This is a genomic window from Paenibacillus sp. DMB5 (genome assembly GCF_001517085.1).
GTDB lineage: Bacteria > Bacillota > Bacilli > Paenibacillales > Paenibacillaceae > Paenibacillus_AQ.
Genome location: NZ_LRAC01000162.1, coordinates 1 through 24,892 on the forward strand (window position 1 = coordinate 1; position 24,892 = coordinate 24,892).

The 24,892-nt window shown below is 50.6% G+C and carries 27 protein-coding genes, 1 rRNA gene, 2 pseudogenes and 1 riboswitch; of the genes and pseudogenes, 27 read left to right on the forward strand and 3 right to left on the reverse strand.

Annotated elements, in window-relative coordinates:
• The first annotated feature begins 179 nt into the window (after positions 1 to 179).
• Both rrf and AWJ19_RS29650 read left to right on the forward strand, forming a co-directional pair.
• Positions 180 to 296: ribosomal RNA gene (gene rrf / locus AWJ19_RS29645) — 5S ribosomal RNA — on the forward strand.
• A 262-nt stretch (positions 297 to 558) separates the two neighbouring features.
• Positions 559 to 975, forward strand: a complete 417-nt coding sequence (locus AWJ19_RS29650) for a hypothetical protein (RefSeq protein ID WP_068728864.1) — start codon at positions 559 to 561, stop codon at positions 973 to 975.
• A 100-nt stretch (positions 976 to 1,075) separates the two neighbouring features.
• On the opposite strand, the gene AWJ19_RS29655 is transcribed toward AWJ19_RS29650, so the two are convergent.
• Positions 1,076 to 1,600 (reverse strand): hypothetical protein, encoded by a 525-nt coding sequence (locus tag AWJ19_RS29655; protein ID WP_068728865.1) that lies wholly within the window; start codon positions 1,598 to 1,600, stop codon positions 1,076 to 1,078.
• Between the two features lie 209 nt (positions 1,601 to 1,809).
• Here AWJ19_RS29655 and AWJ19_RS29660 point away from each other — a divergent pair, with 209 nt between their 5' ends.
• The 10 genes and pseudogenes from AWJ19_RS29660 to rsmI all read left to right on the forward strand — a co-directional run bounded on the left by AWJ19_RS29660 (position 1,810) and on the right by rsmI (position 9,568).
• Entirely contained in the window at positions 1,810 to 1,995 is a 186-nt protein-coding gene (locus AWJ19_RS29660) for a sigma factor G inhibitor Gin (RefSeq protein WP_068728868.1), read from the forward strand.
• 216 nt (positions 1,996 to 2,211) lie between these two features.
• Positions 2,212 to 3,969: pseudogene (locus AWJ19_RS34440) on the forward strand (aminotransferase class I/II-fold pyridoxal phosphate-dependent enzyme).
• Positions 3,970 to 4,611, forward strand: coding sequence for a dTMP kinase (gene tmk, locus AWJ19_RS29680; RefSeq protein ID WP_068728875.1), 642 nt, complete (start codon positions 3,970 to 3,972; stop codon positions 4,609 to 4,611).
• A 76-nt stretch (positions 4,612 to 4,687) separates the two neighbouring features.
• Positions 4,688 to 5,017 (forward strand): cyclic-di-AMP receptor, encoded by a 330-nt coding sequence (locus AWJ19_RS29685; RefSeq protein ID WP_039868830.1) that lies wholly within the window; start codon positions 4,688 to 4,690, stop codon positions 5,015 to 5,017.
• Positions 5,018 to 5,041: 24 nt separating this feature from the next.
• A complete protein-coding gene (locus AWJ19_RS29690; RefSeq protein WP_068728878.1) occupies positions 5,042 to 5,485 on the forward strand; it encodes a YaaR family protein in 444 nt (147 codons plus the stop codon).
• An 18-nt stretch (positions 5,486 to 5,503) separates the two neighbouring features.
• Complete coding sequence (gene holB, locus AWJ19_RS29695; RefSeq protein WP_068728880.1) at positions 5,504 to 6,478, forward strand: DNA polymerase III subunit delta'; 975 nt, start codon at positions 5,504 to 5,506, stop codon at positions 6,476 to 6,478.
• Positions 6,479 to 6,619: 141 nt separating this feature from the next.
• On the forward strand, positions 6,620 to 7,420 hold the full coding sequence (locus tag AWJ19_RS29700; RefSeq protein WP_068728881.1) for a stage 0 sporulation family protein: 801 nt from the start codon (positions 6,620 to 6,622) through the stop codon (positions 7,418 to 7,420).
• Between the two features lie 30 nt (positions 7,421 to 7,450).
• Complete coding sequence (locus AWJ19_RS29705) at positions 7,451 to 7,816, forward strand: DNA replication initiation control protein YabA (RefSeq protein WP_068728883.1); 366 nt, start codon at positions 7,451 to 7,453, stop codon at positions 7,814 to 7,816.
• Between the two features lie 67 nt (positions 7,817 to 7,883).
• Complete coding sequence (locus AWJ19_RS29710) at positions 7,884 to 8,660, forward strand: tRNA1(Val) (adenine(37)-N6)-methyltransferase (protein ID WP_198536670.1); 777 nt, start codon at positions 7,884 to 7,886, stop codon at positions 8,658 to 8,660.
• Entirely contained in the window at positions 8,657 to 9,568 is a 912-nt protein-coding gene (gene rsmI / locus AWJ19_RS29715) for a 16S rRNA (cytidine(1402)-2'-O)-methyltransferase (protein WP_082708202.1), read from the forward strand. Before AWJ19_RS29710 ends, rsmI begins: the two co-directional genes overlap by 4 nt.
• Before the next feature lie 876 nt (positions 9,569 to 10,444).
• Here rsmI and AWJ19_RS29720 read toward each other — a convergent pair.
• Positions 10,445 to 10,699 (reverse strand): AbrB/MazE/SpoVT family DNA-binding domain-containing protein, encoded by a 255-nt coding sequence (locus AWJ19_RS29720; protein ID WP_019914502.1) that lies wholly within the window; start codon positions 10,697 to 10,699, stop codon positions 10,445 to 10,447.
• A gap of 306 nt (positions 10,700 to 11,005) precedes the next feature.
• Here AWJ19_RS29720 and AWJ19_RS29725 point away from each other — a divergent pair, with 306 nt between their 5' ends.
• The 13 genes and pseudogenes from AWJ19_RS29725 (at position 11,006) to AWJ19_RS29785 (ending at position 23,547) form a co-directional block, all read left to right on the forward strand.
• Positions 11,006 to 12,289, forward strand: coding sequence for an HD domain-containing protein (locus AWJ19_RS29725; RefSeq protein WP_068728884.1), 1,284 nt, complete (start codon positions 11,006 to 11,008; stop codon positions 12,287 to 12,289).
• A gap of 54 nt (positions 12,290 to 12,343) precedes the next feature.
• Positions 12,344 to 13,114: a TatD family hydrolase gene (locus tag AWJ19_RS29730; RefSeq protein ID WP_068728886.1), complete on the forward strand. Its 771-nt coding sequence runs from the start codon at positions 12,344 to 12,346 to the stop codon at positions 13,112 to 13,114.
• A 198-nt stretch (positions 13,115 to 13,312) separates the two neighbouring features.
• Positions 13,313 to 13,542, forward strand: a riboswitch (cyclic di-AMP (ydaO/yuaA leader).
• A gap of 292 nt (positions 13,543 to 13,834) precedes the next feature.
• Positions 13,835 to 14,998 carry a 3D domain-containing protein gene (locus AWJ19_RS29735; RefSeq protein WP_068728892.1) on the forward strand — a complete coding sequence of 388 codons (1,164 nt, stop codon included), beginning with the start codon at positions 13,835 to 13,837 and terminating at the stop codon, positions 14,996 to 14,998.
• Positions 14,999 to 15,148: 150 nt separating this feature from the next.
• Entirely contained in the window at positions 15,149 to 15,700 is a 552-nt protein-coding gene (gene rnmV, locus AWJ19_RS29740) for a ribonuclease M5 (protein WP_068728896.1), read from the forward strand.
• Positions 15,697 to 16,581, forward strand: coding sequence for a 16S rRNA (adenine(1518)-N(6)/adenine(1519)-N(6))-dimethyltransferase RsmA (rsmA, locus tag AWJ19_RS29745; RefSeq protein ID WP_068728897.1), 885 nt, complete (start codon positions 15,697 to 15,699; stop codon positions 16,579 to 16,581). The genes rnmV and rsmA overlap by 4 nt, the downstream gene beginning before the upstream one ends.
• A 94-nt stretch (positions 16,582 to 16,675) precedes the next feature.
• Complete coding sequence (yabG, locus tag AWJ19_RS29750; protein ID WP_068728901.1) at positions 16,676 to 17,575, forward strand: sporulation peptidase YabG; 900 nt, start codon at positions 16,676 to 16,678, stop codon at positions 17,573 to 17,575.
• A 274-nt stretch (positions 17,576 to 17,849) separates the two neighbouring features.
• The gene (locus tag AWJ19_RS29755) at positions 17,850 to 18,125 is read left to right on the forward strand and encodes a Veg family protein (protein ID WP_068728903.1); all 276 of its coding nucleotides are present in this window, start codon (positions 17,850 to 17,852) and stop codon (positions 18,123 to 18,125) included.
• Between the two features lie 157 nt (positions 18,126 to 18,282).
• Positions 18,283 to 18,465, forward strand: a complete 183-nt coding sequence (locus AWJ19_RS29760) for a small, acid-soluble spore protein, alpha/beta type (protein WP_068728905.1) — start codon at positions 18,283 to 18,285, stop codon at positions 18,463 to 18,465.
• 170 nt (positions 18,466 to 18,635) lie between these two features.
• Positions 18,636 to 19,490, forward strand: coding sequence for a 4-(cytidine 5'-diphospho)-2-C-methyl-D-erythritol kinase (ispE, locus tag AWJ19_RS29765; RefSeq protein ID WP_068728907.1), 855 nt, complete (start codon positions 18,636 to 18,638; stop codon positions 19,488 to 19,490).
• A 118-nt stretch (positions 19,491 to 19,608) separates the two neighbouring features.
• Positions 19,609 to 20,436, forward strand: coding sequence for a pur operon repressor (purR, locus tag AWJ19_RS29770; protein ID WP_068728909.1), 828 nt, complete (start codon positions 19,609 to 19,611; stop codon positions 20,434 to 20,436).
• 210 nt (positions 20,437 to 20,646) lie between these two features.
• Positions 20,647 to 20,934 carry a septation regulator SpoVG gene (gene spoVG / locus AWJ19_RS29775; RefSeq protein ID WP_020425826.1) on the forward strand — a complete coding sequence of 96 codons (288 nt, stop codon included), beginning with the start codon at positions 20,647 to 20,649 and terminating at the stop codon, positions 20,932 to 20,934.
• Positions 20,935 to 21,107: 173 nt separating this feature from the next.
• Positions 21,108 to 22,499, forward strand: coding sequence for a bifunctional UDP-N-acetylglucosamine diphosphorylase/glucosamine-1-phosphate N-acetyltransferase GlmU (gene glmU / locus AWJ19_RS29780; RefSeq protein ID WP_068728911.1), 1,392 nt, complete (start codon positions 21,108 to 21,110; stop codon positions 22,497 to 22,499).
• Positions 22,500 to 22,594: 95 nt separating this feature from the next.
• Positions 22,595 to 23,547 (forward strand): annotated as a pseudogene (locus tag AWJ19_RS29785) (ribose-phosphate diphosphokinase).
• 94 nt (positions 23,548 to 23,641) lie between these two features.
• Here AWJ19_RS29785 and AWJ19_RS29790 read toward each other — a convergent pair.
• The gene (locus AWJ19_RS29790; protein ID WP_068728914.1) at positions 23,642 to 23,842 is read right to left on the reverse strand and encodes a hypothetical protein; all 201 of its coding nucleotides are present in this window, start codon (positions 23,840 to 23,842) and stop codon (positions 23,642 to 23,644) included.
• 93 nt (positions 23,843 to 23,935) lie between these two features.
• Here AWJ19_RS29790 and pth point away from each other — a divergent pair, with 93 nt between their 5' ends.
• Positions 23,936 to 24,496: an aminoacyl-tRNA hydrolase gene (gene pth, locus AWJ19_RS29795; RefSeq protein ID WP_068728916.1), complete on the forward strand. Its 561-nt coding sequence runs from the start codon at positions 23,936 to 23,938 to the stop codon at positions 24,494 to 24,496.
• 90 nt (positions 24,497 to 24,586) lie between these two features.
• On the forward strand, positions 24,587 to 24,817 hold the full coding sequence (locus tag AWJ19_RS29800) for an anti-sigma-F factor Fin family protein (RefSeq protein ID WP_068728917.1): 231 nt from the start codon (positions 24,587 to 24,589) through the stop codon (positions 24,815 to 24,817).
• Positions 24,818 to 24,892 lie beyond the last annotated feature (75 nt).

A 24,892-nucleotide genomic window follows, 5' to 3' on the forward strand; every position in this document is an offset into this window, starting at 1 on the left:
GTGCAGCAATGCATGGAGCTGACCAATACTAATCGGTCGAGGGCTTATCCAATAAATAAATCGCAGATTCGTTTCGGATTCAGTTTTCAGGTGATCAAGCCTGTAACGCAACGACATTTATTCGCACTTCGGGTGATGAACTAAATGTCTAGCGGCAGCGTCTGTTTGACAGACGCATGTTTGGTGGCGATAGCGGAAGGGTTCCACGCGTACCCATCCCGAACACGACCGTTAAGCCTTCCAGCGCCGATGGTACTTGGACCGAAGGGTCCTGGGAGAGTAGGACGCCGCCAAGCACACGAAGCCATTGTTGAGCAATCGACAATGGCTTTTTTGTTATTTTAACAGGCTTAAAAGGGTGCACAGTAAAGAATATTTTGTAATAAAACGCTTTCAATTGAGTGACATTTTTGTTACCGACGATATCAGTTATCCAAGTATAATAGAAATGTGCAAATATTAAGCAGTGCCCTTAATACGAATGAACTACTGATAAATTCTAACTTTGAATTTTCTTGTGTCTTTTGATGCATGGTGGTTGTAAGGAGGTTTTAAGGTATGAAGCGGAACCGGCCCATGTGGATATTACTACTTGTTTGTATATTGAGTGTTATGGTGATCGGCTGTGGGTCTAAGGAGCCTAGCTGGGATAGCTTTGAAGGAGCTCTAAATGAAAAGAGCTTTCCTGTTCCCAAGGAGGCAAGCTCTCCTGATCGAACGACCACAAATGCTGCTATGGACTATGTGCGCTATTCTTTATCCGGACTTAGAGAGAAGGAAGGGCTGCCTGATCCTTATCTTAAGGCTATTGAAGCCTGGGGCTGGAAGGAACAAAGAGGGGATGAGGATGCGGGGAATTCCCGGGTCTTTCAAAAGGATGGATTAATTGTTCATCTAACTGTGCACGACGGCTATTTTATAGTCATGATCCCCAAAGAAAAGAAGGTAGCCATGAAAGGGCTGAAGAGTAAATAGATAATCGCCGTCCTAATGGACGGCGATTATTGTTTTCTAATGGGTCCTGGCCTTTAGGCATGCTCCAACTCTGCGGTGATATATGTATGGGCTTAAGGACTCACTGTGCATAGTATGAGGCGTCGGCCGGGCTGAATTTGAGCATCCCGCTCTTTTCATTGTCCCGCAGCATGAACAGTACATATAAGCGGGGCAGAAGCAGCCAGAGGTGGCAGATGGCCAGAGAAGCTGTGAAAGCAGCAGGTACCCACACTATAAAGAGTGCAGCAACACAAAGGCCAATCCAGAAATTATGCAGCTGTACTTTTCGGAAAATGCTGTAGCTGATGTATTGTTCCGGTATATAACCTAACCAAGGAAGACGCAGGGAGATTTTCCAGCGTTTTGCGATAGGATGTCCGGTGATAAGCAGCACCGAGCGTGAGATGACATACTGGATCCACAAGATAACAGGTGCAGCAACCAGCATGTACAGGAAGCTCCACCAGGATATGAATATGCTCTCCAGCACCAGGAATACCAGAGGAAGCAGATAATAAATGCGCAGCTTGGTGTTCGTCAAATTTATTTTTTTGATAAGCTTGTATTGGTAGAATGTTGCTGCGCCTTTGGTGTTAGATTCCATAGCGAAATTTCAGACCTCCTCGTGAGTACTCATGTTAATAATATCGGAAGATTCAGGTGTTTTGTTAAACTCAGGCATTACAGTCACTGTTAGGCGTATTGCGGAATATATATATTTCGGGCAGGGCAGGATAGGAAAAAACTATGAAAAGGTTTAAAATAATAGAAGGTGTAACATACTGTTCTTAAAAGAGTCAAGGTGGGATGGTTATGGAACAGCAAACCGAGCAGTCCTGCATTATCTGCGGGCAGCTGAAGCAGGAAGGGATTGTGATTGTCTCGCATTTTATTTGTGAGGATTGCGAGAGCGAAATGGTGCGCACCGATGCTGAGGACATCAAGTACCGCTTTTTCATTGGACGGATGAAGAAAATCGGACTGCAAAAGAACGCCTGAACCGGACAGAGTAATTACAATAACGGCGTAAAGAGAGCGGGCGGTGAAGTTGTGTCGCAATGGCTGCATACCAGGCAATTTGTATAACGGCTTCCCCGTTCTCTATGGGTGCGGAGGGGCCGTTTTGCTGTGCAGCGGAAGCTTTTGCATGGTATTATAGGCGTTTGGACGTATTTGCGTTAAAATAGAGGTAACCCCCCAGGAAGGATATTGAACATGGACAAATTAGAGCCTGGCAGGGCACCTATATATGAAATGCTGGAACAATATAGACTTAAGGGTAATATATCTTATCATGTGCCCGGCCACAAGGACGGAAATGCTTATAGCACCGGCGGAGGGGCAGGATATCTGGATGAGATTATGAAGTACGATGTCACCGAGATTACCGGAACCGATGATCTTCATCATCCTGAGGGCGTTATTCAGGAAGCACAGGAGCTGGCGGCGGACTGTTTTGGGGCGGAGGAGAGCTTTTTGCTGGTTGGCGGAAGTACTGCCGGCAATCTTGCACTTATCTTAACCGTGTGCCCTGAACCGGGGATGACGCTGATTCTTCAGCGGAATGTCCATAAATCCGTGATACACGGGCTGATGCTGTCCGGTGTGAACGCTGTTTTTCTGGAGCCGCAGCTGGATACGGACAGCGGGCTTGCGGTCGCCCCGGCGGCTGAAGCGGTACAGGCTGCCCTCGCAGCCTACCCGGAAGCCGCGCCGTGCTGGTGACCATGCCGAATTACTACGGCATGGGAACTGACCTTGCGCCCCTCGCGCGCATCTGCCATGACCACAGCGTTCCGCTGCTGGTGACGAGGCGCATGGGGCGCATTACGGGCAGCACCCGGCGCTGCCGGCCGGGGCGCTTGCCTGTGGCGCGGACGGCGTGGTGCAGTCCACGCACAAGATGCTGCCGGCGCTGACAATGGGCGCCATGCTGCATGTACAGGGGCCGCGTCTTGACCGCACGCTGCTGCGGCAGCGGCTGGCCATGGTCCAGAGCTCCAGCCCATCGTATCCGCTGATGGCTTCGCTCGATCTGGCCCGGCGCCTGGTGCACACCGGGCGCGCCAGTGCCTTCACGGCGGGGCTGGCCGCCGTGGATGTGCTGAAGCGCGGCCTGGCAGAGTTGCCGCGCTTCGGGCTGCTGCAGCCTCCGGTGCAGCAGCAGCTCCCGGCGGCGCTGGCGCAGTAGCCGCCGGGACACACGCGCCGCCTGGACAAGCGGCGGCGTACACCGCCCAGGACCCCTTCAAGGCGGTCATCTATGACGTCGCTGGGGTCCTGGGGGGCTTCGAGCTGCAGCGCAGGCTCGAAGAGAAAGGCATCGTGCCGGAGATGAGTGACGACCGGCACGTAGTACTGGCCTTCAGCCTCGGCTCGAGGGCTGAGGATTCTGCCGCGCTGCTGGGCGCGCTGCGGCAGATAGCTGCTGAAGTACCCACAGGGACCAGTCCATCGGCTCTTAATCGGGCAGAAGCCAAGCCAGGCTTACCTGAACTTAATCAGTTGGAAGCTGCGTTAGGGCAATCGGCTCTTAAGGGACCAGAAGCCAGGCCAGGCTTACCTGATCTTAATCAGTCTGAGGCTACGGCAGCACCATCTGGTCCTAACCAAGCTGAAGCTCCATTAGGCTTAGAGCCGATAGCTGCATTACCCCGGCCAGGTAATATTTCCACGTGGAACATTTTTAATCGTCAACATTTTTCACAGCCGGTGAGGTTCTCACTAAAGCCGGTGTCAGCAGCAGAAACCGAAACGGTCCTTCTCGAATACAGTGTAGGGAGGACAGCAGCGGAGATGGTGATTCCTTATCCGCCTGGGATTCCGCTTCTATATCCGGGTGAGGTCATAAATGATACAGTATACGGAAGGCTGATTGCACTCAGCCAAGGCAGTGCCAAGTTTCAGGCCTGTGCCGATCCGGCACTGCAGTATATTTTAGTTTACAACAATAAGAAGGGCGGAGAAGTATAAGTGGGACGCGAAGGCTTTTTCATTACTCTGGAGGGAGGCGATGGAGCAGGAAAAACAACGGTGCTGGGCAGGGTAGCAGCTTATCTGCAGAATCATTCCATGCCTTATATCATTACACGGGAACCTGGGGGCATTGAAATTGCCGAAAAGATCCGCTCCATTATCCTTGACCCTGCCCATACGGCGATGGATTCGCGGACGGAAGCACTGCTCTATGCAGCGGCAAGAAGCCAGCATCTGGCGGAAGTGGTTGAGCCGGCATTACAGCAGGGCCTTACTGTACTTTGTGACCGCTTTGTCGACAGCAGCCTCGTTTATCAGGGGCATGCAAGAGGACTGGGAATTGAGCAAGTACGGAGCATTAATGATTTTGCTACCGGCGGCCGCATGCCGGATCTTACCTTCTATCTTGATGTGGATCCGGAAGTGGGTCTGGCAAGAATCGCTGCAAATCAGGACAGGGAGATCAACCGCCTTGATCTGGAGAATCTGGCTTTTCATCAGAAGGTCCGCCAAGGCTATCAGCTGGTGGTGCAGGCCGATCCCGGACGTGTTGTTGTGCTTGATGCCAACCGTCCCATTCATATGGTGGAGCAGGACATCGTGCGCACGCTGAAAGAACGGATATTAAAGGATTTTTAGGACAAATGTCTAATAGTACTTTATGTACTCTGCAGTAAAAGCAAGCCTTTAACCAAACTTTTAGGAGGAATGCGAGATGAATCTAATCATTGCAATTATCCAGGATAAAGACAGCAACCGGTTGTCCAGCGAACTCGTCAAAGCCAATTTCCGTGCCACCAAGCTGGCCAGTACCGGCGGGTTTTTGCGGGCAGGAAATACGACATTCCTGATTGGTGTAGATGATTCCCAGGTAGATGCGGTACTCAGTGTAATCCGCAACAGCTGCAAGGTACGTGAACAGCTCGTAACTCCGGTCACTCCAATGAGCGGAACTACAGATTCCTATCTGCCGCTTCCTGTGGAAGTCCAGGTAGGCGGAGCTACAGTATTTGTACTTCCTGTCGATCGTTTTGAGCATTATTGAGCATAATAAGGGCGGTAGATAGCTGTGAAAATTAACCCGGGCTACAGGCCCCTAAAAAGTGAAATGCCGAATGCCGATGCAGAACGGCGGCCTGTCCAGCAGAGGACCTTTAACGATATTTTTCAGCAGCAGGGTGAACAGAAGACACTGGATGAGCTTAACCGTCAGATCAAGGATATTCAGCAGCAGGGTGACCGGCTGGCAAAATCCATGACGGTGCGTGAGCTTGCTATATATAGAAATATGATCAAGCGGTTTCTGGAGGAAACAGCGCGTCGCGGTGTCATCCTCAAAGAGACCAAAGGCTGGGACCGCCGCGGCCGCGGCAAACGCTACAAGCTGCTCGAGGAAATTGACGCCGCCCTGCTGAATCTGGCAGATGATCTGCTGGAAAGCGAGCAGGGCCGGATTGATCTGCTTGGACGGGTCGGCGAAATCCGCGGAATGCTGATCAATCTTTCTTTTTAAAAGAAGTTGGAGGAATTTATGCCTTTTCATGATATATTAGGCCAGGAGGATGCAAAGCGCCTGCTTCAGAACGCGCTCCGCAAGGATGCCGTCAGCCATGCTTATCTGTTCACCGGACCTTCCGGTAGCGGGCAGATGAAGACAGCGCTAATGTTTGCCCAGGCCATATTCTGCACCAAGCTTAAGGATGATGCCTGCGGAGAATGCCTGGAGTGCCGCAAGGTGGAGCACGGCAACCATCCTGATCTGACGCTGCTGGCACCCGACGGGGCGAGCATTAAGATCGATCAGATCCGCGAACTGCAGCGGATGTTCTCCTACCGGTCAGAAGGAGTTAATCCTAAGGTTTATATTATAGAAGGAGCGGACAAAATGACGGTTCAGGCCGCCAACAGTCTGCTCAAATTTCTGGAGGAGCCCCCTGCGCCGGCAGTAGGCATTCTAATCTCCGATAACAGCAGTTCCCTGCTTCCTACGATCCAGTCGAGAACCCAGCGTATCCCCTTCAGCCCGCTGCATCCGGATATGATGCTCCAGGCTTTGGCAGGGGAGGGGGTCCCGGTGGCACTGGCGCGGTGCGCCGTTTCACTCACTTCCGGACTCGATGGCTGCAGGGAACTTTTGGCACAGAATTGGTTTGCAGAAATGAGAAATCTAGTGTTACAATTAGCAAAGGAGTCTATGGGAAAGGGCAGCACTGCAGTGGCAACCGCCGGGCAGAAACTGGCCAAGACCGGACTCGGTGAACATTTGGATACTCTGTTCAGCATGTTCCACCTCTGGTTCAAAGATATGCTCTACTTCCTGTACCGCAGACACGAAAGCATCGTTTTCATAGATCAGTTAGACTTTATTTCCAGACATGCCCGTGAGCGGAGCACAGAACAATGGGTCGCCTACATGGAATTCGCAGCGGAGAGCAAGCGCAAGCTCCGTTCCAATGCCAATGCGGCGCTCTGTCTGGAGCAGTTTTTAATCCGATTGGAAGGCTAAAGGTTTAGTTTAATATAATCCTCCGGATCAGCGCTTCAGCCTGGAAGTAAGGGTTTCACGGATAAGGAAGGACAAGCATAGATCACCAGGGAGCGGATTTGCTTAAGGGTTCCTTTTACCGGCAAACAAGGGGGTTAATTTTTGTACAGCGTAGTAGGCGTCCGCTTTAAAAAAGCGGGTAAAATATATTATTTCGATCCGCTTGATTTCCCGATTGAACGCGATCAATGCGTTATTGTGGAGACGGCACGAGGGGTTGAATACGGTAAGGTTGTCGTTGGCAAAAAAGAGGTGCAGGAAGCCGATGTTGTATTGCCTCTCAAAAAAGTCATGCGGATCGCCGGTGAAACCGACGCACGTGTGGTGGAGGAGAACAAGGGTGCAGCAAAGGATGCTTTCAACACCTGTTTAAATAAAATCCGCGATCATGGCCTCAAAATGAAGCTGGTGGATGTAGAATTCACTTTTGACCGCAACAAGATTATTTTTTATTTTACCGCTGAGGGACGCGTCGATTTCCGTGAACTGGTCAAGGATCTGGCAAGTATTTTCCGGACCCGGATTGAGCTGCGGCAGATCGGTGTACGTGATGAAGCGAAGATGCTTGGCGGGCTTGGGCCTTGCGGACGGGTATTGTGCTGCTCCTCCTGGCTGGGCGATTTTGAACCGGTATCGATCAAAATGGCCAAGGATCAGAATCTTTCGCTGAATCCAACCAAGATTTCCGGCTTATGCGGAAGGTTGATGTGCTGTCTGAAGTTTGAGCATGATAATTACGAAAGCACGAAGGAAGAAATGCCGGCCGTAGGCAAGCTTGTTATAACCTCACTGGGAGAAGGCAAGGTAGTAGGCATTAACGCCGGAAGCCGTACGGTTCATGTGCAGTTGTTCGAAGTGGGCAAAGTTAAGGAACTTCCAATGGATGATGTTGTCGTCAAGTAAACCATATAAGGTTACTTTCGGGGTGGAAACTTGGAGAAGATAAATATATTTGCACACATGCAGGAGATGGAAGCGCAGATGGAAACCATGCGCGCCACGCTCGGAGATTGGAAACAGACGGTCAAGGAACTGATGGAGGCCAATCAAAGGCTCAGTCTGGAAAATGAACAGCTCCGCAAAATACTGAAAAGGGAAGCACCTTTGGATCCGGCCGTGGATACAGCTGAAGCAGAAGCACTGCTGGCTGCCGCTGAAGGAACAGAGGAGGTCGTCGGGGAAGGTTATGATAATCTGGCCCGGCTGTATCACGAAGGCTTTCACATCTGCAATGTCTATTTTGGACATTTGCGTACAGAGGGTGACTGTCTGTTCTGTCTTTCTTTTCTTAATAAATGAGGATATCCAGCCGTAGGAGATTTACGCCTACGGTTTTTTTTGAATTTATACACTTTAGGAGATTACAATGACAAATTCTTTTAACGAAGCACATATGCCCCTGCAGCCGTCTGAGCGGATTGATGATCTGCTGACTCATGATTTGCGGATTATCCAGAGCGACGAGGTATTCAGCTTTTCAATGGATGCTGTATTACTGGCCCGGTTCGCCAGCATTCCGCCGCGGGGCAGAGTACTTGATTTATGCACCGGTAATGGCGTTATTCCTATGCTACTGACCACACGGACCAAAGCTTCTATAGAAGGGATTGAAATTCAGCCCCGTCTGGCGGCTATGGCCCGGCGCAGTGTCGCCATGAACGGTCTGGGGGAGCGGGTACAAATTCATGAGGGTGATCTACGTGAGCTGCATAACATAGCCGGATATGGTGTTTATGATGCAATCACCGTCAATCCCCCGTACATGCCGCTTAACGGAAGCGATCTCAAGCTGAATACGCATCAGGCCATGGCCCGGCATGAGATCGGCTGTACACTGGAGGAGGTCATTCAGGCCTGTGTCCGGCTCGTCCGTACCGGAGGCAAAGTCAGCATGGTGCATAAACCCCAGCGGCTTGTGGACATCATCAGTATAATGAGACAATACAGGCTGGAGCCGAAGATTATCCGATTTGTCCACCCGAGGGCTCATCTGGAGGCCAATATGGTATTAATTGAAGCAGCACGGGACGGCAAGCCTGAGGTGCGTTTACAACCGCCGCTCATCGTATATAATGATGACAATCAATACTGTCAGGAAATCATGGACATTTATTATGGAAACAAAGAGGATAACAGCCAATGAGCATACAATGCCAGAGCAGTTTTCAGAAAAATACGGTAGAGGGTACGGGTGCCGCTGAAGGAAGCGGATGCCTGTATCTGGTGGCTACACCAATCGGCAATCTGGAGGATATGACCTACCGGGCCGTGCGCACTTTGCAGGAATGTGACATTATTGCTGCCGAGGATACGAGACAGACCCGCAAGCTGTTGAGCCATTTCGAAATAACCCCTTCAATGCTTTTCAGTTATCATGAGCATAACAAGGCGGCCAGCGGACCCGAATTAATACGCTATATAATAGAAGGTAAAAATCTGGCGCTGGTCAGTGACGCCGGTCTGCCGGCCATTTCCGACCCCGGTGCAGACCTGGTTGCACTCGCTGTCAGCCACGGTATTCCGGTCATTCCGATCCCGGGAGCTAACGCAGCGTTGTCAGCTTTGATTGCCTCCGGTCTGCCGACCGCCAGCTTTACCTTCATCGGATTCCTTCCGCGTGAACGCAAGGATATCCGCACTGTATTATCCGGCCTGCGCACGGTGCAAAGTACTCTGCTCTTCTATGAATCGCCGCACAGAGTAGCCAAGACACTGGCTCACCTGCAGGAGGCTTTGGGTAACCGCCGGGTGGTTCTGGCCCGCGAGCTGACCAAGCGCTACGAGGAATTCCTGCGGGGCACGATCGAGGAGTGTATCTCCTGGCTGTCCGAGCATCCGCCGCTTGGCGAATATGTTATTGTCGTTGAGGGTGAAAGTAAGGAGGAGGCCGAGCTGGCCGAATCCTCCTGGTGGCGCGAGCTCAGCATTGAACAGCATGTTGCCCATTATGAATCCTCCGGAGTGATGCGTAAGGATGCTATGAAAAAAGCTGCCTCCGACCGCGGCTTGGCTAAACGGGATATTTATAATGCTTTGCTGGAGCAGGAGTGAGAGGGAACAGAGTGTAAGAGTCCGGCTTTTAATGAAGCTACATAACTCCAAATACGCTGCTGTGATCAAACCATTTACAGAAATAATTGCATTTTGTACACCTATTTGGCACAAATAGTTCCTTTTATTAGATATAGATGTATTTTATACATTTATAATTAAGGGAATTACTCAATATTGAGGTTTTATATGGATATAAGTGTATAAACTGCATTTAAAAATATTTACCATTCAGTATGGTGTAATTTAACTGCATACACTACAGCAAATGCGTCACTGTTAGCGTTTCCCGAAGGGAGAGCGGTTCCGAGCAAAATGTGGCTCATGCTCAAGTTACTGGCTAGCGCCGCAGTAAGTAATTCCCGAAGGGAGAGCGATTCCGAGGAGAAAAGCCTCTCGTGCTCAAGTCACTGGCGAGCGCCGCAGTAAGCGAATCCCGAAGGGAGAGCGCGTTTCTACCTCATCCGTATCACAAGAGCGCCCTGCGCAGCCCTCATAGGAAAAATGCCTATGGAGGAGTCACTCGCATGAAAAGGCCCTGAGGGCTTGCCCGATAAAGGGCCGGTCTTCCGCCGAACAATTCTTTTGTCCGCGCTGCTGCTTAATCAGACAAGCTTCCGGGTGTCCAGAGGGCCGGGGCCCTTTGGGGCCCTCCCTGTCAGGGAGGGTTTGGGAGGGTAAGAAAAGCATTTTATGTTGGCTTAACTATTATGGGTTAAGATTTATAAGAAATAGAGGATACAAATTAAAGGGGGATAACGGGGGAAGCCCCCGTCATAACCGCAAAAAAATACCTCCCGCATAAACGGGAGGCCAAGGAGATATAAAAAGGTTAGAATTAACAATTGGATTAGTTCCTATTATAACCGATTTGATTTAATTTGTCACAGGGGTAGGAATAGCAGAAATGCATTCGTGACAAACGATTTTTCCCTTGAAATAAGTAACGTTCTCGGCGTTGCCACAGAAAATGCAGGCAGGCTCGTACTTTTTCAGCATGATCCGCTCACCGTCCACATAAATTTCGAGCGCATCTTTTTCTCCAATGCCCAGAGTACGGCGCAATTCGATCGGAATAACAACCCGTCCAAGCTCGTCTACTTTTCTTACAATCCCTGTTGATTTCATCATTGCAATCTTGCTCCTCTCAAAGTTCAAAAGCGTCATTATTCGACATTGTTCACCGTTTTATGATACTTATAATACCAACCATTCCCAAAACAGTCAACCTTTTTTGAGGCTAATTTTAAGGAATTTTTAAAAGGAAACTTTCGCAACCCCTGCAGTTATCCGGGTTTTACGGAAAAGTGCATGAAAATGAGTTGTCGATTTGCGGATATACAAAATACCATTATTCGACAAACTATGACATTATTCATTATTATAGACTTAATACCAATGAAATACTAATAAAATTATGGTGAAGGAGTTGATCCTGTGAAACAGCTGCTGTCAGAGGAGAAGGTTTTTAAGGACCCGGTCCATAATTATGTCCATGTGCAGGAAACCATTATTTGGCGTTTGATTAATACCAGGGAATTTCAGCGCCTGCGGCGTATCCGCCAGCTCGGCACCTCCTACCTCACGTTCCATGGAGCCGAGCACAGCCGGTTCTCCCATTCGCTGGGGGTGTATGAAATCACACGGCGGATTATTTCCCAGTTTGAACGGAGCGGTTATAAGGACTGGATGCCGGAAGAGAGCCTCTTGACCCTGTGCGCAGCACTGCTGCATGATCTGGGACACGGCCCGTTCTCCCATTCCATAGAGGAAGCATTCGAAATGAATCATGAAGACTGGACTTGCCGGATCATTCTGGAGGACACGGAGATTACAGCCATTCTAAAGGATGTTGCCGAAGATTTTCCCCAGAAAGTGGCCTCGGTTATCTCCAAAACCTATGAGCATGAAATTGTGGTCAACCTGGTATCAGGGCCGCTTGATGCCGACCGGATGGATTATCTGCTTCGCGATGCTTACTATACCGGAGTTAACTACGGAACAATAGATATTGACCGTATTCTCCGGATGCTGCGTCCTTATCATGGCAGGGTAGTCGTTAAAGAATCAGGCATGCACGCCATAGAGGATTATTTGATGTCCCGTTACCAGATGTACTGGCAGGTGTATTTCCACCCGGTTACCCGCAGCTCGGAGATTATACTCCGCCAGATTTTCCGCAGGGCGAAGGAGCTTTTTCAAAACGGATATGCCTTCGGGTTCATGATTGAGCCCTTAAAGGATCTGTTCCGGGGCGAGGTGACTGTGGAGCAGTATCTTCTGCTGGATGAAGCCATGATTCAGACAGCCTTTATGCAATGGACACTGGAGCAGGATGAGCTGCTGAGCGACTTGTGCTGCCGTTTTATACACCGTAAACTGTATAAATATGTAGAAATAGAGAATCTCGATTCCGAGACCATTGGCGAAATCCGCCGTAGCTTTGCCGGTGCCGGACTAAATGCCGAATATGACCTGGAAATTGATTTTCCGACAGATCTCCCCTATGATGTATTCCGTCCGGGTGATGCTTTTGACAGCAAGCAGATTCTGCTGCTTGACCGCCATGACAAGCTGCGGGAAATTTCCGAGGTCTCAGATATTGTACGCTCAATCAGCGGGATTCACCGAGGCAGATATCATTTGTATTTCCCGCAGGACAAGCTGCAAAAGGCTCTCCCGCTGCTGCCTTCCTCGATCGCAGAGATTTTTGCAAAATAATACAAAAAAAGTTGGCATTCATCATAGAAATGAAGACAGAAAGGAAGCTGTATAATGCGTCTATTTGACACACACACCCATCTGGATGCTCCACAATTCGACGAAGACCGCGAGGAAGTGATCTCCCGGGCAAGGGAAGCCGGAGTAACGAAGATGATTAATATCGGCTTTAACCGAGAGACGATCCCGACCACCATGAAGCTGGCCGAGACCTATGATTATATTTATGCAGCCGTCGGATGGCATCCCGTTGATGCGATTGACATGAAGGAAGGGGACCTCGAGTGGATTGCTTCGCTGTGCAATCATCCCAAAGTGGTAGCCATCGGGGAAATCGGTCTGGATTATTACTGGGATACTTCGCCGAAGGAGGTACAGCATGAGGTGCTGCGCAAGCAGATCGGGCTGGCCCGTGAGCTTAATATGCCAATTTGTATTCATAACCGTGACGCCCATGAGGATGTGGTGCGGATTCTGCGGGAAGAGAAGGCAAATGAAGTGGGCGGTGTCATGCACTCCTTTTCCGGCAGCTGGGAAACAGCAAAAATGTGCCTCGATCTGGGCTTCCACTTGGGCTTTGGCGGACCGGTCACCTTCAAGAATGCCAGGGTACCTAAAGAGGTGCTGGCGAAGACACCGCTGGACCGCCTGCTGATCGAAACAGACTCCCCTTATCTGACTCCGCACCCCTTCAGAGGCAAGCGGAATGAGAGCAGTTATGTAAAATTAGTCGCAGAAGCTGCGGCGGAAATAAAAGGGATTGATTTACAGGAATTAGCGGAAATTACGTATACGAACGCACTGGTACGATTTGGAATTGTCTGAAATCGGGAGTAAAAGCGGTGAAAAAAGAAGTATAACCGATATATTAAATCTTTTTAAACTCAAAATGGGCGAATATTACAATATTTTAATCATTTTTTTGCGTAAACGTGGTTGAACCGTCCTTTACAACATGCATCAAAACAGGATATCATCTTTTCAGTGCAGTGAGCTGTTGTTACTGTGACAGTCACTGATTCATGGATCGTCTCGCTGAGTCTCCGTATGGAGAACGGGGGAACCAATAATGCACTGCCGCATGGGCGTACATAGAGTACAACACAAGAAATGCCGCAGACTTTATTTGATTTCTTCACGTGGTCTTTGGGGTGAATTTGAGGGCAACCGCCGTGAGCGGGTGACCTGAGATAGGGCGTCTCTCTTATGCCCGAACCCGACAGCTAACCCCGTAAGCGCAAGTAAGAGAGGAAACCTCGTGCATACACATTCCCGCGTATTCTAACACCCGGAGAAGCCACGAAAGAGTCCTCTATAAGAACTCTTTTGGGCTTTTTTTGTTATGAATAATGCGGCTGTCCCCAGCATACTGTTATATAACAGGTTCTGGGAGTCATTATGCCGGGCAGGCGATCCATGAGCAGGAAACGCTTAAGATATGCGGGCGTATCCTGTTGCAATCTCAAACTTAGTTTCGTCAGATATGATTCAGTCAACATTGATATACTATTTGGACGACGGGGCTATGTAAGGAGGATGGAGAGAATGGGCGTATTCCAACCAGAAGTATCCCATGATTCGCAATCATCCAGCAGGTCATTCGCATTACGGCTCAAGCAAGTGAATCCTCGCGTACTTTCACTTGCAGGTGCGGTATCCATTGTTATCGCGCTGTTAATTCTGCTGTACGTATACGGCCAAGGCAATAAGGTAATTAACTTAGTAATAGACGGAGAAGTGCTGACGCTTGAAACGCGTGAGGCACTGCTCAGCGACGTGCTGGCCAAAGAGCAGATTACGCTTACGCCGCATGACGTAGTATCCATAGGTCTTAGCGATGAAATACAGGACGGAGACCGTGTTACCATTACCCGTGCGCAGAAGCTTACGCTTACTGCAGACGGCGCGACCAAGACGCTGTACACCACCGAGGATTCACTCGGGGATGCCATTACCAAGCTGGGCTACAGCCTGGATGGCGACGACAAGATTTTCCCTTCGCTAGACACCGCAGTTACACCTGACATGAAAGTCAAGATTGTCCGTATTACCAAGCAAACGGTACAGCAGACGGTAAGCTTGCCTTTCAAAGTCATCAAAACCGCAGATCCCTCCCTGTATAAGGGAGACGTAAGAGTTGCACAGGCAGGCAAGCCGGGAGCCATCATCCAGCATTACCAGAAGATTTATCAGGATGGTGAGCTGGTCTCGAAGACCCTGATCGGCAAGGAAGTACAGACTGTTACCAAAGACAAGATCATTGCCGTTGGTATCAAGAAGCTTCCGACACCTGTTGTTGCTGCAGCAACCCCAACCAAAACCAAAACAACTACCTCAAGCTCTGCTAAAAAAGTAGCGGCAACAACCAACGTCGTGCACAAGGCAGGCGTAGATTTTGAATACAAGAGAATGATCAAGAACGTGTCGATGACAGCTTATTCTTCTGAAGAGCCAGGCATCGGAACAAAGACGGCTTCCGGAACACGCGTAACTGAAGGCCGTACCATTGCTGTTGATCCGGATGTAATACCTATCGGCTGGTGGGTGTACATTGAGGGATTGGGTTTCCGCCGTGCAGAGGATACAGGCGGTGCCATTAAAGGCAACAAGATCGATGTTTACTACGATTCACTAAGCCATGCCCGTAATTTCGGACGGAAGTCACGGACGGTATACGTAATTGGACCAGTGAAGCCGGAGTTGAATTAAGGCGGCAGTTTTTGCAAATTAACAGTTTATACGATATAGTGAGGGTAGCACTTTATGAACGGGCTAGCTCATCACTTATACATTCTTTAGCCAAAAAGAAGGGGAGCGAATCCTCTTCTTTTTGTGTTGTAAGGGAAGGAGCACATCGTGATGATTAAAGAATTAATTGTAGTGGAAGGCAAAAGCGATACGGTAGCCGTCAAGCGGGCGGTGGAGGCCGATACGATAGAGACAGGCGGTTCTGCCGTTGACCGCAAGGTGATAGCCAAAATTGCGCTGGCTATGGAACGAAGAGGAGTAATCATCCTTACCGATCCGGACCATGCCGGTGAGCGCATACGCAAGATTGTCTCATCCAAGGTGCCGGGCTGCAAGCATGCCTTTATTCCGGAGAAGGATGCAACCCGCAAAGGCGATATCGGAGTGGAAAATGCCTCGCCTGAGGCGATCCGCCATGCGCTGGCCAATGTGCATACCTCTTTTGAGGGTGCACCTGCGCTGATTGGACTGGACGAGCTTATGGCGGCTGGGATGCTGGTCCATCCCAGAGCGGCCGAGCGGAGAATGGCGCTTGGCAATACGCTCGGTATCGGCTACTGCAACGGCAAGCAGCTGTATAAACGGCTTGCGATGTTTGGGATTACCCGGGAGGAGTTTCAGGTGGCACTCACGCAAATTGATCAGGGAGGCTTCACAATATGAGCGGACAAGACCATATTTCGTCCCCGTCACGGACGAAGGAAATTATTCAGCGGTACGGATTCTCGTTTAAAAAAAGCCTGGGCCAGAACTTTCTGATTGATCAGAACATTCTGGACAAAATTGTCGATGCAGCCGGACTCACCGCCTCTTCAGGAGCCCTTGAGATCGGGCCTGGCATCGGAGCGCTTACGGAGCGGCTTGCGCTGGAGGCGGGCGCCGTCACAGCGGTGGAAATTGACCGCAGGCTGATCCCGATTCTCCGCGACGTGCTGGCGGCCTACCCGCATGTCAAAGTACGCAATGACGATGTGCTGAAGGTGAATCTGCAGGAGCTGTTCGCTGAGGATTTTGCCGCGGTAGATAAGGTAAGTGTTGTAGCCAATCTGCCTTACTATGTGACTACACCAATACTCATGAAGCTGCTGGAAGAGAAGCTGCCGCTTGATAATATTGTGGTAATGATCCAGAAGGAGGTTGCTGAACGTATGGCGGCCTCTCCGGGCGGTAAGGAATACGGAAGCCTCAGCATAGCAGTCCAATACTACAGCGAGCCTGAACTGGTCTGCATCGTGCCCCGCACGGTGTTTATTCCGCAGCCGAATGTGGAATCTGCGGTAATCCGACTGAAGGTGCGGGAACAGCCGCCGGTTGAAGTGGAGGATGAGAAACACTTTTTTGAGGTGGTACAGGCTGCATTCACGCAGCGGCGCAAGACGATTGCCAATAATCTGAAGGCCCGCTTCTTCCCCGGCGAAGGGCGTGAACGCCTTGAGGCGCTGCTGGCTGAAGCGGGAATTGAGCCGGCGCGGCGCGGGGAGACCCTGAGCATTGCCGAGTATGCGCGGCTGAGCGCAGTACTGCTGGCAGCCGGAGTTAAATAGTATCAGGGCGAGAACATCTAATTTCCGAATTTAAGCCGGTTTATGAACCAACCGGGGCCTTTGCCCATACGATGGGGGTAGAGGTGGTGTTGTAATGAATTTAGGAGATTTGGTCGTTCGTAAATCATATGGCGGAGATGTGACCTTCCGGGTAGAAAATATAGTACAAAATGCAGCCGTCATCAAAGGCACGGAATTTCGCCTGCTTGCGGATTCCCCCTTGGATGACCTGGTTCAGGTGCCGCCCACCCGTATCACAGAACGCGGCCAGCAGGCTCAGATCAAAGCTACAGAGTCATTGACTAAGCTGCGCAGGGACCGCCAGGAGCAGAGCCAGCGCAGCGGGGAGAGCGCCGTTGCCGGCTGGACCCAGGCGCCTAAGGAAACGGCTTATTTTGAGGTGCCGGGCAAGGTGCTGCACCTGGACGGGGATCAGCTTTATCTGCGGAAAAGCCTGAGCCTCTACGAACAGCTGCGGATTCCGGCTGAAGGGCATCATGTGCACGAATCCAAAATGGCAGAGACGCTTTACCGGCTGCTGCCGCGCGTCCGTCCGGATATTGTGGTCATTACAGGCCATGACGGTGTGCTGAAGCAGCCCCATACTTATGATCTTTACAGCCTGGCCAGCTACAAGAATTCACAGAACTTTGTGGCTGCAATTCAGGCTGCGCGTGAGTATGAACGCAACTTTGACGCCCTGACAATCGTGGCCGGGGCATGCCAGTCCCACTTTGAGGCACTTCTCGGGTCAGGAGCCAACTTTGCCAGCTCCCCGGGAAGAATACTGATCCACGCCCTGGACCCTGTGTATATTGCTGCCAAGGCTGCCTTCACCTCGGTCCGTGAGACAGTGAACCTGGGGGATGTGCTGGGCCATACGATTAGCGGAAGCAAGGGGATAGGCGGCATAGAGACCAGGGGCAGCTTCCGGATCGGTATGCCGCGGCTGCAGAACCTGTCCACACTGAAGGTAACACCTTCAGCTATTTAGTACTTACCTGCATAATCTGAGAATGATCGGGACATAAGAGGGGAAGGATAGTCATTAGTGCTATCCTTCTTCTTTTTTGTATGCGTGTGGGGGCAAAGCAATGAATACGTATCTGAAGTAAGATTGCCGCTAACAATTGAGCTATTACAGCAATCTACTCTCTCAAAAAAATCCGTTGACAACTATTTTAGCATCATCTATAATTAATTATTTGTTTTGACAAAGTTTGTGAAAAGTTGTATAATAGGACAAGGAAAGAGGTGGTCGTCAGGCAATGGCTAATAACGCGCTGTTGGAAATTAAACGCAGTCTCGAAGCTCATGTCGGTCATAAGATTACGTTGCGGGCTAATGGTGGCCGCCGTAAGACCGTTGAACGCACCGGTGTCCTGGAAGAAACGTACCCTTCTGTTTTTATTGTCAAACTGGATCAGGAGCAGCAGACCTTTAAGCGTGTCTCCTATAGCTATGCCGATATCCTCACTGAATCAGTGGAAATCACTGTTTATGAAGATGACGGGCAGATGCAGGTTGTGTATATTAAGGCTTAACGCATTACAGAACAGTCCCTGCAAGGGGCTGTTTTTGTTTGGCATGGCGTCCTGTCGGAAGTAAGTGCGGATTTCGGGGAATGGGCAGCACCCTCCAGCAGCATACTATAGGGGCAATATGCTTCTTATCCACTACTGTAAGGGAGGACTTTTACCGATGAGCCGCAGAAGACGGGGTATGATGTCAGAAGAACTGAAGACGGAGCTGGCCAAGGAGCTTGGCTTTTACGAAACGGTGGAAAAGGACGGCTGGGGCGGAATCCGGGCCAAGGACGCCGGCAATATGGTGAAGCGGGCTATTCAGCTTGCCGAGCAGGCTGCCCGTAAGTCGGATATATAATCTGCAGTCTTTTTTAAGCAGATCCGTAAAAGGGGGAACTGCCTGAACGGCAGGGCCCTCTTTTTGGCTTGCTGCTACGGGCTTTACTTTTGATCATGGACTTCATAACAAGTTTCTCATATAATATGTTAAGTTGTTTTTACGGGAAAAGCTGAGGGTGGGTGAACGCCTTGAAAATGTATGAAAAAGCGCCAGCTAAAATCAATTTGATGCTGGATGTGCTTCGCAAGCGTGCTGACGGGTTTCATGAGGTTGAAATGATTATGACAATGGTCGATCTGGCGGATCGTCTGGAGCTGTCTGAGCTGAAGCGTGACTCCATTATCATCTCTAGCCAGGCCGGATATATACCGCTTGATGAGAAGAACCTGGCCTTTCAGGCAGCGAGGCTTATCAAAGACCGCTACAATGTGAAGAGCGGAGTACATATTCATCTGGACAAAAGAATTCCGGTCGCTGCCGGCCTTGCCGGCGGCAGCAGTGATGCCGCGGCTACGCTGCGCGGACTGAACCGGCTCTGGCGCCTGAATATCCCCGCAGAGGAGCTGCAGGAGCTTGGCGCCGAGCTTGGCTCGGACGTTCCGTTCTGCGTCACTGGCGGTACGGCGCTGGCCACAGGCCGGGGGGAGAAGCTGACGCCGATCCCGAATCCGCCGCAGTGCTGGGTTATCCTGGCGAAACCTCCGATCAATGTCTCTACAGCCGAAGTATATGGCCGTGTGCGGGCCAATCAGATCGCCGTGCATCCATCGGCCTCACGGATGCAGGAGGCTATCGAAGCAGGGGACTTTGGAGCAGTCTGCGCAGGGCTGGGCAATGTGCTGGAGGATGTGACCCTGAAGCTGCACCCTGAGGTTCAACAGCTCAAGGAAGCCATGGTGAAGCTGGGGGCTGACGGAGTACTGATGTCCGGGAGCGGACCGACGGTATTCGGCCTGGTCTCTAAGCAATCCAAGGTGGCTAGAATCTATAACGGGCTGCGCGGCTTCTGCAAGGAAGTATATGCTGTGCGCTCGCTGACTTAACCTTAGGAGAAACGGAACCTTTTCCCTATATGGGCGGCAGGTCCGTTTTTTCTTGTGTAATTCCGTACAAAAATGATATTATTTTATAATAATATTCGGTTTTGGCGAGGAGTATTCCGTGAAAAAACTTAAAAGAAGCCAACGTTTGGTTGATATGACCCAATTTTTGTTAGAGAAACCGCATGACCTGTTGCCGTTATCCACCTTTGCGGACCGGTACGGTGCGGCGAAGTCATCCATCAGTGAGGACTTGGCTATTATAAAAGAGGTATTTGAAGGTGAAGGCATGGGCGAGCTTCAGACGCTGGCCGGTGCAGCCGGCGGTGTACGCTATATTCCGCGCATGCCGACAGATATGGCTCTGGATTTTGTTAAGCGCCTGTGCGGAGAGCTTGAGCAGAGTGACCGGATTCTTCCGGGCGGATATCTGTATATGTCAGACCTGCTGGGTCTCCCTTCCGTAATGGAGCAGGCCGGCAAAATCATTGCCACCGCCTTTTATGGCGTAGAGATTGATGTGGTAATGACTGTAGAGACCAAGGGGATTCCGCTTGCTTATGCTACAGCCGCCCAGCTCGGTCTGCCTGTAGTGCTCGTTCGCCGTGACCATCAGGTGACGGAAGGCTCGGCTGTAAGCATCAATTATGTGTCCGGCTCCCATAAGAGCATTCATACCATGTCCCTGTCGAGACGGGCGCTGCGCGAGAAATCGCGGGTGCTCATTGTGGATGACTTCATGAAGGCAGGCGGTACGGTAAGAGGTATGGTCGATCTGCTCGGCGAATTCAACGCCCAGGTTGCCGGAGTCGGCGTGCTTGTTGAGTCAGGTGCGGTAGAGACGGAAGAACGCCTGCTGCATGATTATGTGTCGCTGGTGAAGCTGACCGAGGTGGACTCCAGGGAGCGGAGAATTTCCGCGCACCCCGGCAACTATTTTTCCTCTTAGGAGGGGAAGAATCAACGGCTTAGAAAAGTGCAGTAAAGTGTCGAAAACATGAGGAACCATTAGAAAAGAGCACGAAATGTGTCGAAAACGCTGATTTCGCAAAAATAATCTTCTTCAGTAGTCATTTTTTGGAATCAAAAAGAAGGAATTCGCTTTGCTGTGTGGAATTATACACCAAGTCTCTGATGGAAAAAGGTGGTGAACACACACATGCAAATTACGGATGTCAGACTCCGCCGCGTCAACTCTGAGGGGAGAATGAAGGCAATCGCATCCATTACCATCGATAACGAGTTTGTTGTTCATGACATTCGCGTCATCGACGGTAATAACGGGATGTTCGTTGCAATGCCCAGCAAGCGTACACCGGACGGTGAATTCCGCGATATCGCACACCCGATTTCTTCGGGAACACGCGAAAAGATTCAATCTGCGGTTCTGGCCGAGTACGATCGCGCCGCTACGGAAGAAGAGGAAGTTATTGAAGAGGGAGCTTAGGCTCTAAGCGCGCTTTCTCTGAAGAACGCCTGCCCGTAAGGGGTGGCGTAAGGTCAGGCCGTTTTCAATTGGGGTTCGAAGAAAAGGGAACCATGGCAGCATGGTTCTCTTTTCTTTTTGCCCGGAATGAGATATATTCAGTAGTGAGCTCAAGAAGTAGGAGGTTGGCATTCTTGAAAAGAATGGCTGTTGTACTTGCTGCAGGTCAAGGCAAGCGCATGAAATCTAAATTATACAAGGTACTGCATCCCGTCTGCGGCAAGCCGATGGTAGGGCATGTGCTTGATACCGTAAAGGCGACCGGATGTGAACGCAATATTGTAGTAGTCGGACATGGAGCAGACGCAGTGAAGGCTTATCTGGGCCAGAATGCTGAATATGTGCTTCAGGAAACCCAGCTCGGGACCGGGCATGCTGTGAAGCAGGCTAAGGAACTTCTCGGCGGTGAAGAAGGCACGACGATCGTCATTTGCGGAGACACCCCGCTTATTACGCCTGAAACGCTGGAAGGATTAATGGCGCTGCATGAAGGACAGCAGGCGGCAGCATCTATACTGACTGCTGTAATGGACCAGCCTGCCGGTTATGGACGGATTATCCGCGGAGAAGACGGCGGTGTGCTGAAGATTGTTGAACAGAAGGACTGCTCGGCGGAAGAGGCGGCTGTGAAGGAAATTAATACAGGCACTTACTGCTTTGATAATGCTAAGCTGTTCGCCGCGCTGGAACAGGTGACGAACAACAATAATCAGCAGGAATATTATTTAACCGATTGTATCGGCATACTCCGGGCACAGGGTGATATCGTTCTGGGATATCAGGCTCATGACGCTGCGGAGTCTATTGGCGTTAACGACCGGCTCGCACTGTCCGAAGTTGAGGGACATATGCGCCAGCGGATCAACAAGACACATATGCTTAACGGGGTAACGATCATTGATCCGGCCTCGACTTATATCGGAGCGGATGTTGTCATTGGTGCGGATACCATTCTGCACCCTTCGACTCAGCTCAAAGGCAAGACCGTAATCGGAGAGGGCTGTGTAATCGGACCGTCCAGTGATATTGAGGATTCTGAAATCAGGGACGGCGCTTCCGTGAAGCATTCCGTGCTGAGCCAGGCTACTGTCGGGGCAAGGGCATCTGTCGGTCCTTTCGCTTATCTGCGGCCGGGCGCGGTGCTTGGTGAAGAAGTGAAAATCGGCGATTTTGTAGAGGTCAAGAATGCGACAATCGGCGACGGCTCCAAAGTATCACATTTAAGCTATATCGGGGATGCTTCTGTCGGCAAGAACGTCAATGTCGGATGCGGTGCAATTACCGTTAACTACGACGGATATAATAAAGCAAAGACCACCATTGAGGATGATGCCTTTATCGGCAGCAACGTCAATCTGATTGCTCCGGTAACTGTGGGCAAAGGGGCTTTTGTTGTAGCAGGTTCGACGATTACACGCTCTGTTTCGGAGAATGATCTGGCTGTAGCCAGAGTAAGACAGGAGAATAAGCCGGGGTATGCGGACAAGATTCGCGCCCGCGCCAAAGCCAAGAAAGAACAGTCCTAGTCCATCGTAAAGGCCAAAGCCAAAGCGCCGGACAGAGCACAAGGGTGTCCGGCGCTGCTTGGAAGTTAAATTCCGTCACGGAGGGTTTATATTTTATGACTTATTGCGATTCCAAATTAAAGATCTTTACTTGTAACTCCAATCCAAAGCTGGCCAGTCAGATTGCCGACTATATCGGCATTCCGATGGGGGAGTCACACACTACAAGCTTCAGTGACGGAGAGATCCAGGTTAAGCTTTCGGAAAGTGTCCGGGGCTGCCATGTCTACATTGTCCAGTCCACGTGCGGCCCGGTCAACGATAACCTGATGGAACTGCTCGTTATGGTGGATGCGCTCAAACGCGCTTCGGCCAAGAGCATCAACGTAGTTATACCGTACTACGGCTATGCGCGTCAGGACCGCAAAGCACGTTCCCGTGATCCGATTACAGCCAAGCTGGTAGCGAACCTGATTGAGAAGGCAGGCGCGCACCGTGTTATTACCATGGACCTTCATGCTATGCAGATTCAAGGCTTCTTCGATATTCCGGTCGACCATCTGCTGGGCGTTCCGATTCTGGCCCAGTATTTCCGCTCCAAACAGATTGAGAATCCGGTTGTCGTGTCACCGGACCACGGCGGTGTAGTGCGGGCAAGGAAGCTTGCTGATTTCCTCAACGCCCCGCTGGCTATCATTGACAAGCGCCGTCCGGAGCCGAATGTCAGTGAAGTTATGAACATTATCGGTAACATTGAAGGCAAGACGCGATTCTGATCGATGATATCATCGATACAGCCGGTACAATCGTACTGGGGGCCAATGCACTGATGGAAGGCGGCGTGAAGGAAGTATACGCCTGCTGTACCCACCCTGTTTTGTCCGGCCCGGCGCATGAACGCCTGGAGAATTCGCCGATTAAGGAAATTATCGTAACGGATACCATTCCGATCCGCAGTGCCAATCCGACTTCCAAGCTAAAGGTATTGTCTGTGGCTCCGCTGATGGGTGAAGCGATTATCCGTGTCCACGAGGAATTGTCAATCAGCAAACTGTTCGAAATCGAGTAGGACAAGCCGGTGCGCCGGCTGAATCTGATATGCAAAAAAAGGGTTACACCTCCGGTGTCGGAAGATGTAACCCTTATCGGCGTATGCCGGCCTTCTAGTACCCCGGACGGGAAACAAAGGTAAAGATGCCGCGGTTGTAAAGGGTGCCCTGCAGTTCAACAAAACCCTCGTCAACGGCCGTAACTACACCGATAGCCACGAACACATCGTCCCTGTAGATCTCGACAGGCACAGCATACTGAATGTGATACTGGAAATGGCGCTGAAGCGTTAAGATTTCGCCCTGATGTGGCATCGTTCATCACCTGTCTCTGGAGTATATACAACTCATTGTACCAAAAACGGAACTCTTCTGCTTACGAGAGGATAGAAAGGAAAGGCCGGAATCATGAAATGGATTGTTGGACTTGGAAATCCGGGAACCCAGTACGCCAAGACAAGGCACAATGTCGGGTTTATGGCGCTTGACGAGCTTGCAGCCAGAAACGGAATAAGCTTTAATCAGAACAAATGCAAATCCGTGATCGGAGAAGGGATGATCGGCGGGGTCAAGACCGTCCTGATTAAGCCCATGACTTTTATGAACCTGTCCGGAGAAGCGGTTCGTGCTTATATGGAATATTATAAAGTGACACTTGAGGACCTGATTGTAGTGTATGATGATCTGGACACCGAAATCGGCAAAATCCGGCTAAGGTATCAAGGCAGCGCCGGAGGCCATAACGGCATCAAATCCATTATCCAGCATACCGGCACCCAGAGCTTCAACCGGGTGCGGATGGGCATTTCCCGTCCGGAGCCGGGCTATGCCATCGTAGATTATGTGCTCTCTACCTTCCCCAAGAAGGACGGGGAGAAGCTGAAGTCGATGATTCTGGATACCTGTGATGCACTGGAGTTCAGTCTGCAGCATACCTTTGAGCAGACAATGGCCAAATTCAACGGTTAACAGCAGCAGCGCCCGTGCCCCTGTTCCGGGCTAAATACAAAGGGTACGGGGCATACTGAAGGGTATATACTACCTTCAGGAGGCATATAGATGGCAATACACTACGTGTGCAGGCACTGCCGGACATTTCTGGGAAGCATCAATAGAAGCAGCGCTACAGAAATACAACTGGGCCTTCACTCCTTGACCCCTGCGGAACGCAGAGACATCATAGCGTATGATTCAGACGGCGAAATCACGGTGAAGGTTACTTGCGATTATTGCAAGCAGGCCTTGGATAACAATCCTGAACTGAGCCTCCTGGCCAGTCCGCTTCAGTAACATGAATGCGGCTGTCTCTGTTGTCAACCGTAAGCCTTGGCCTAAATGCTAAGGCTTGTTTTCGATTCCAATCAT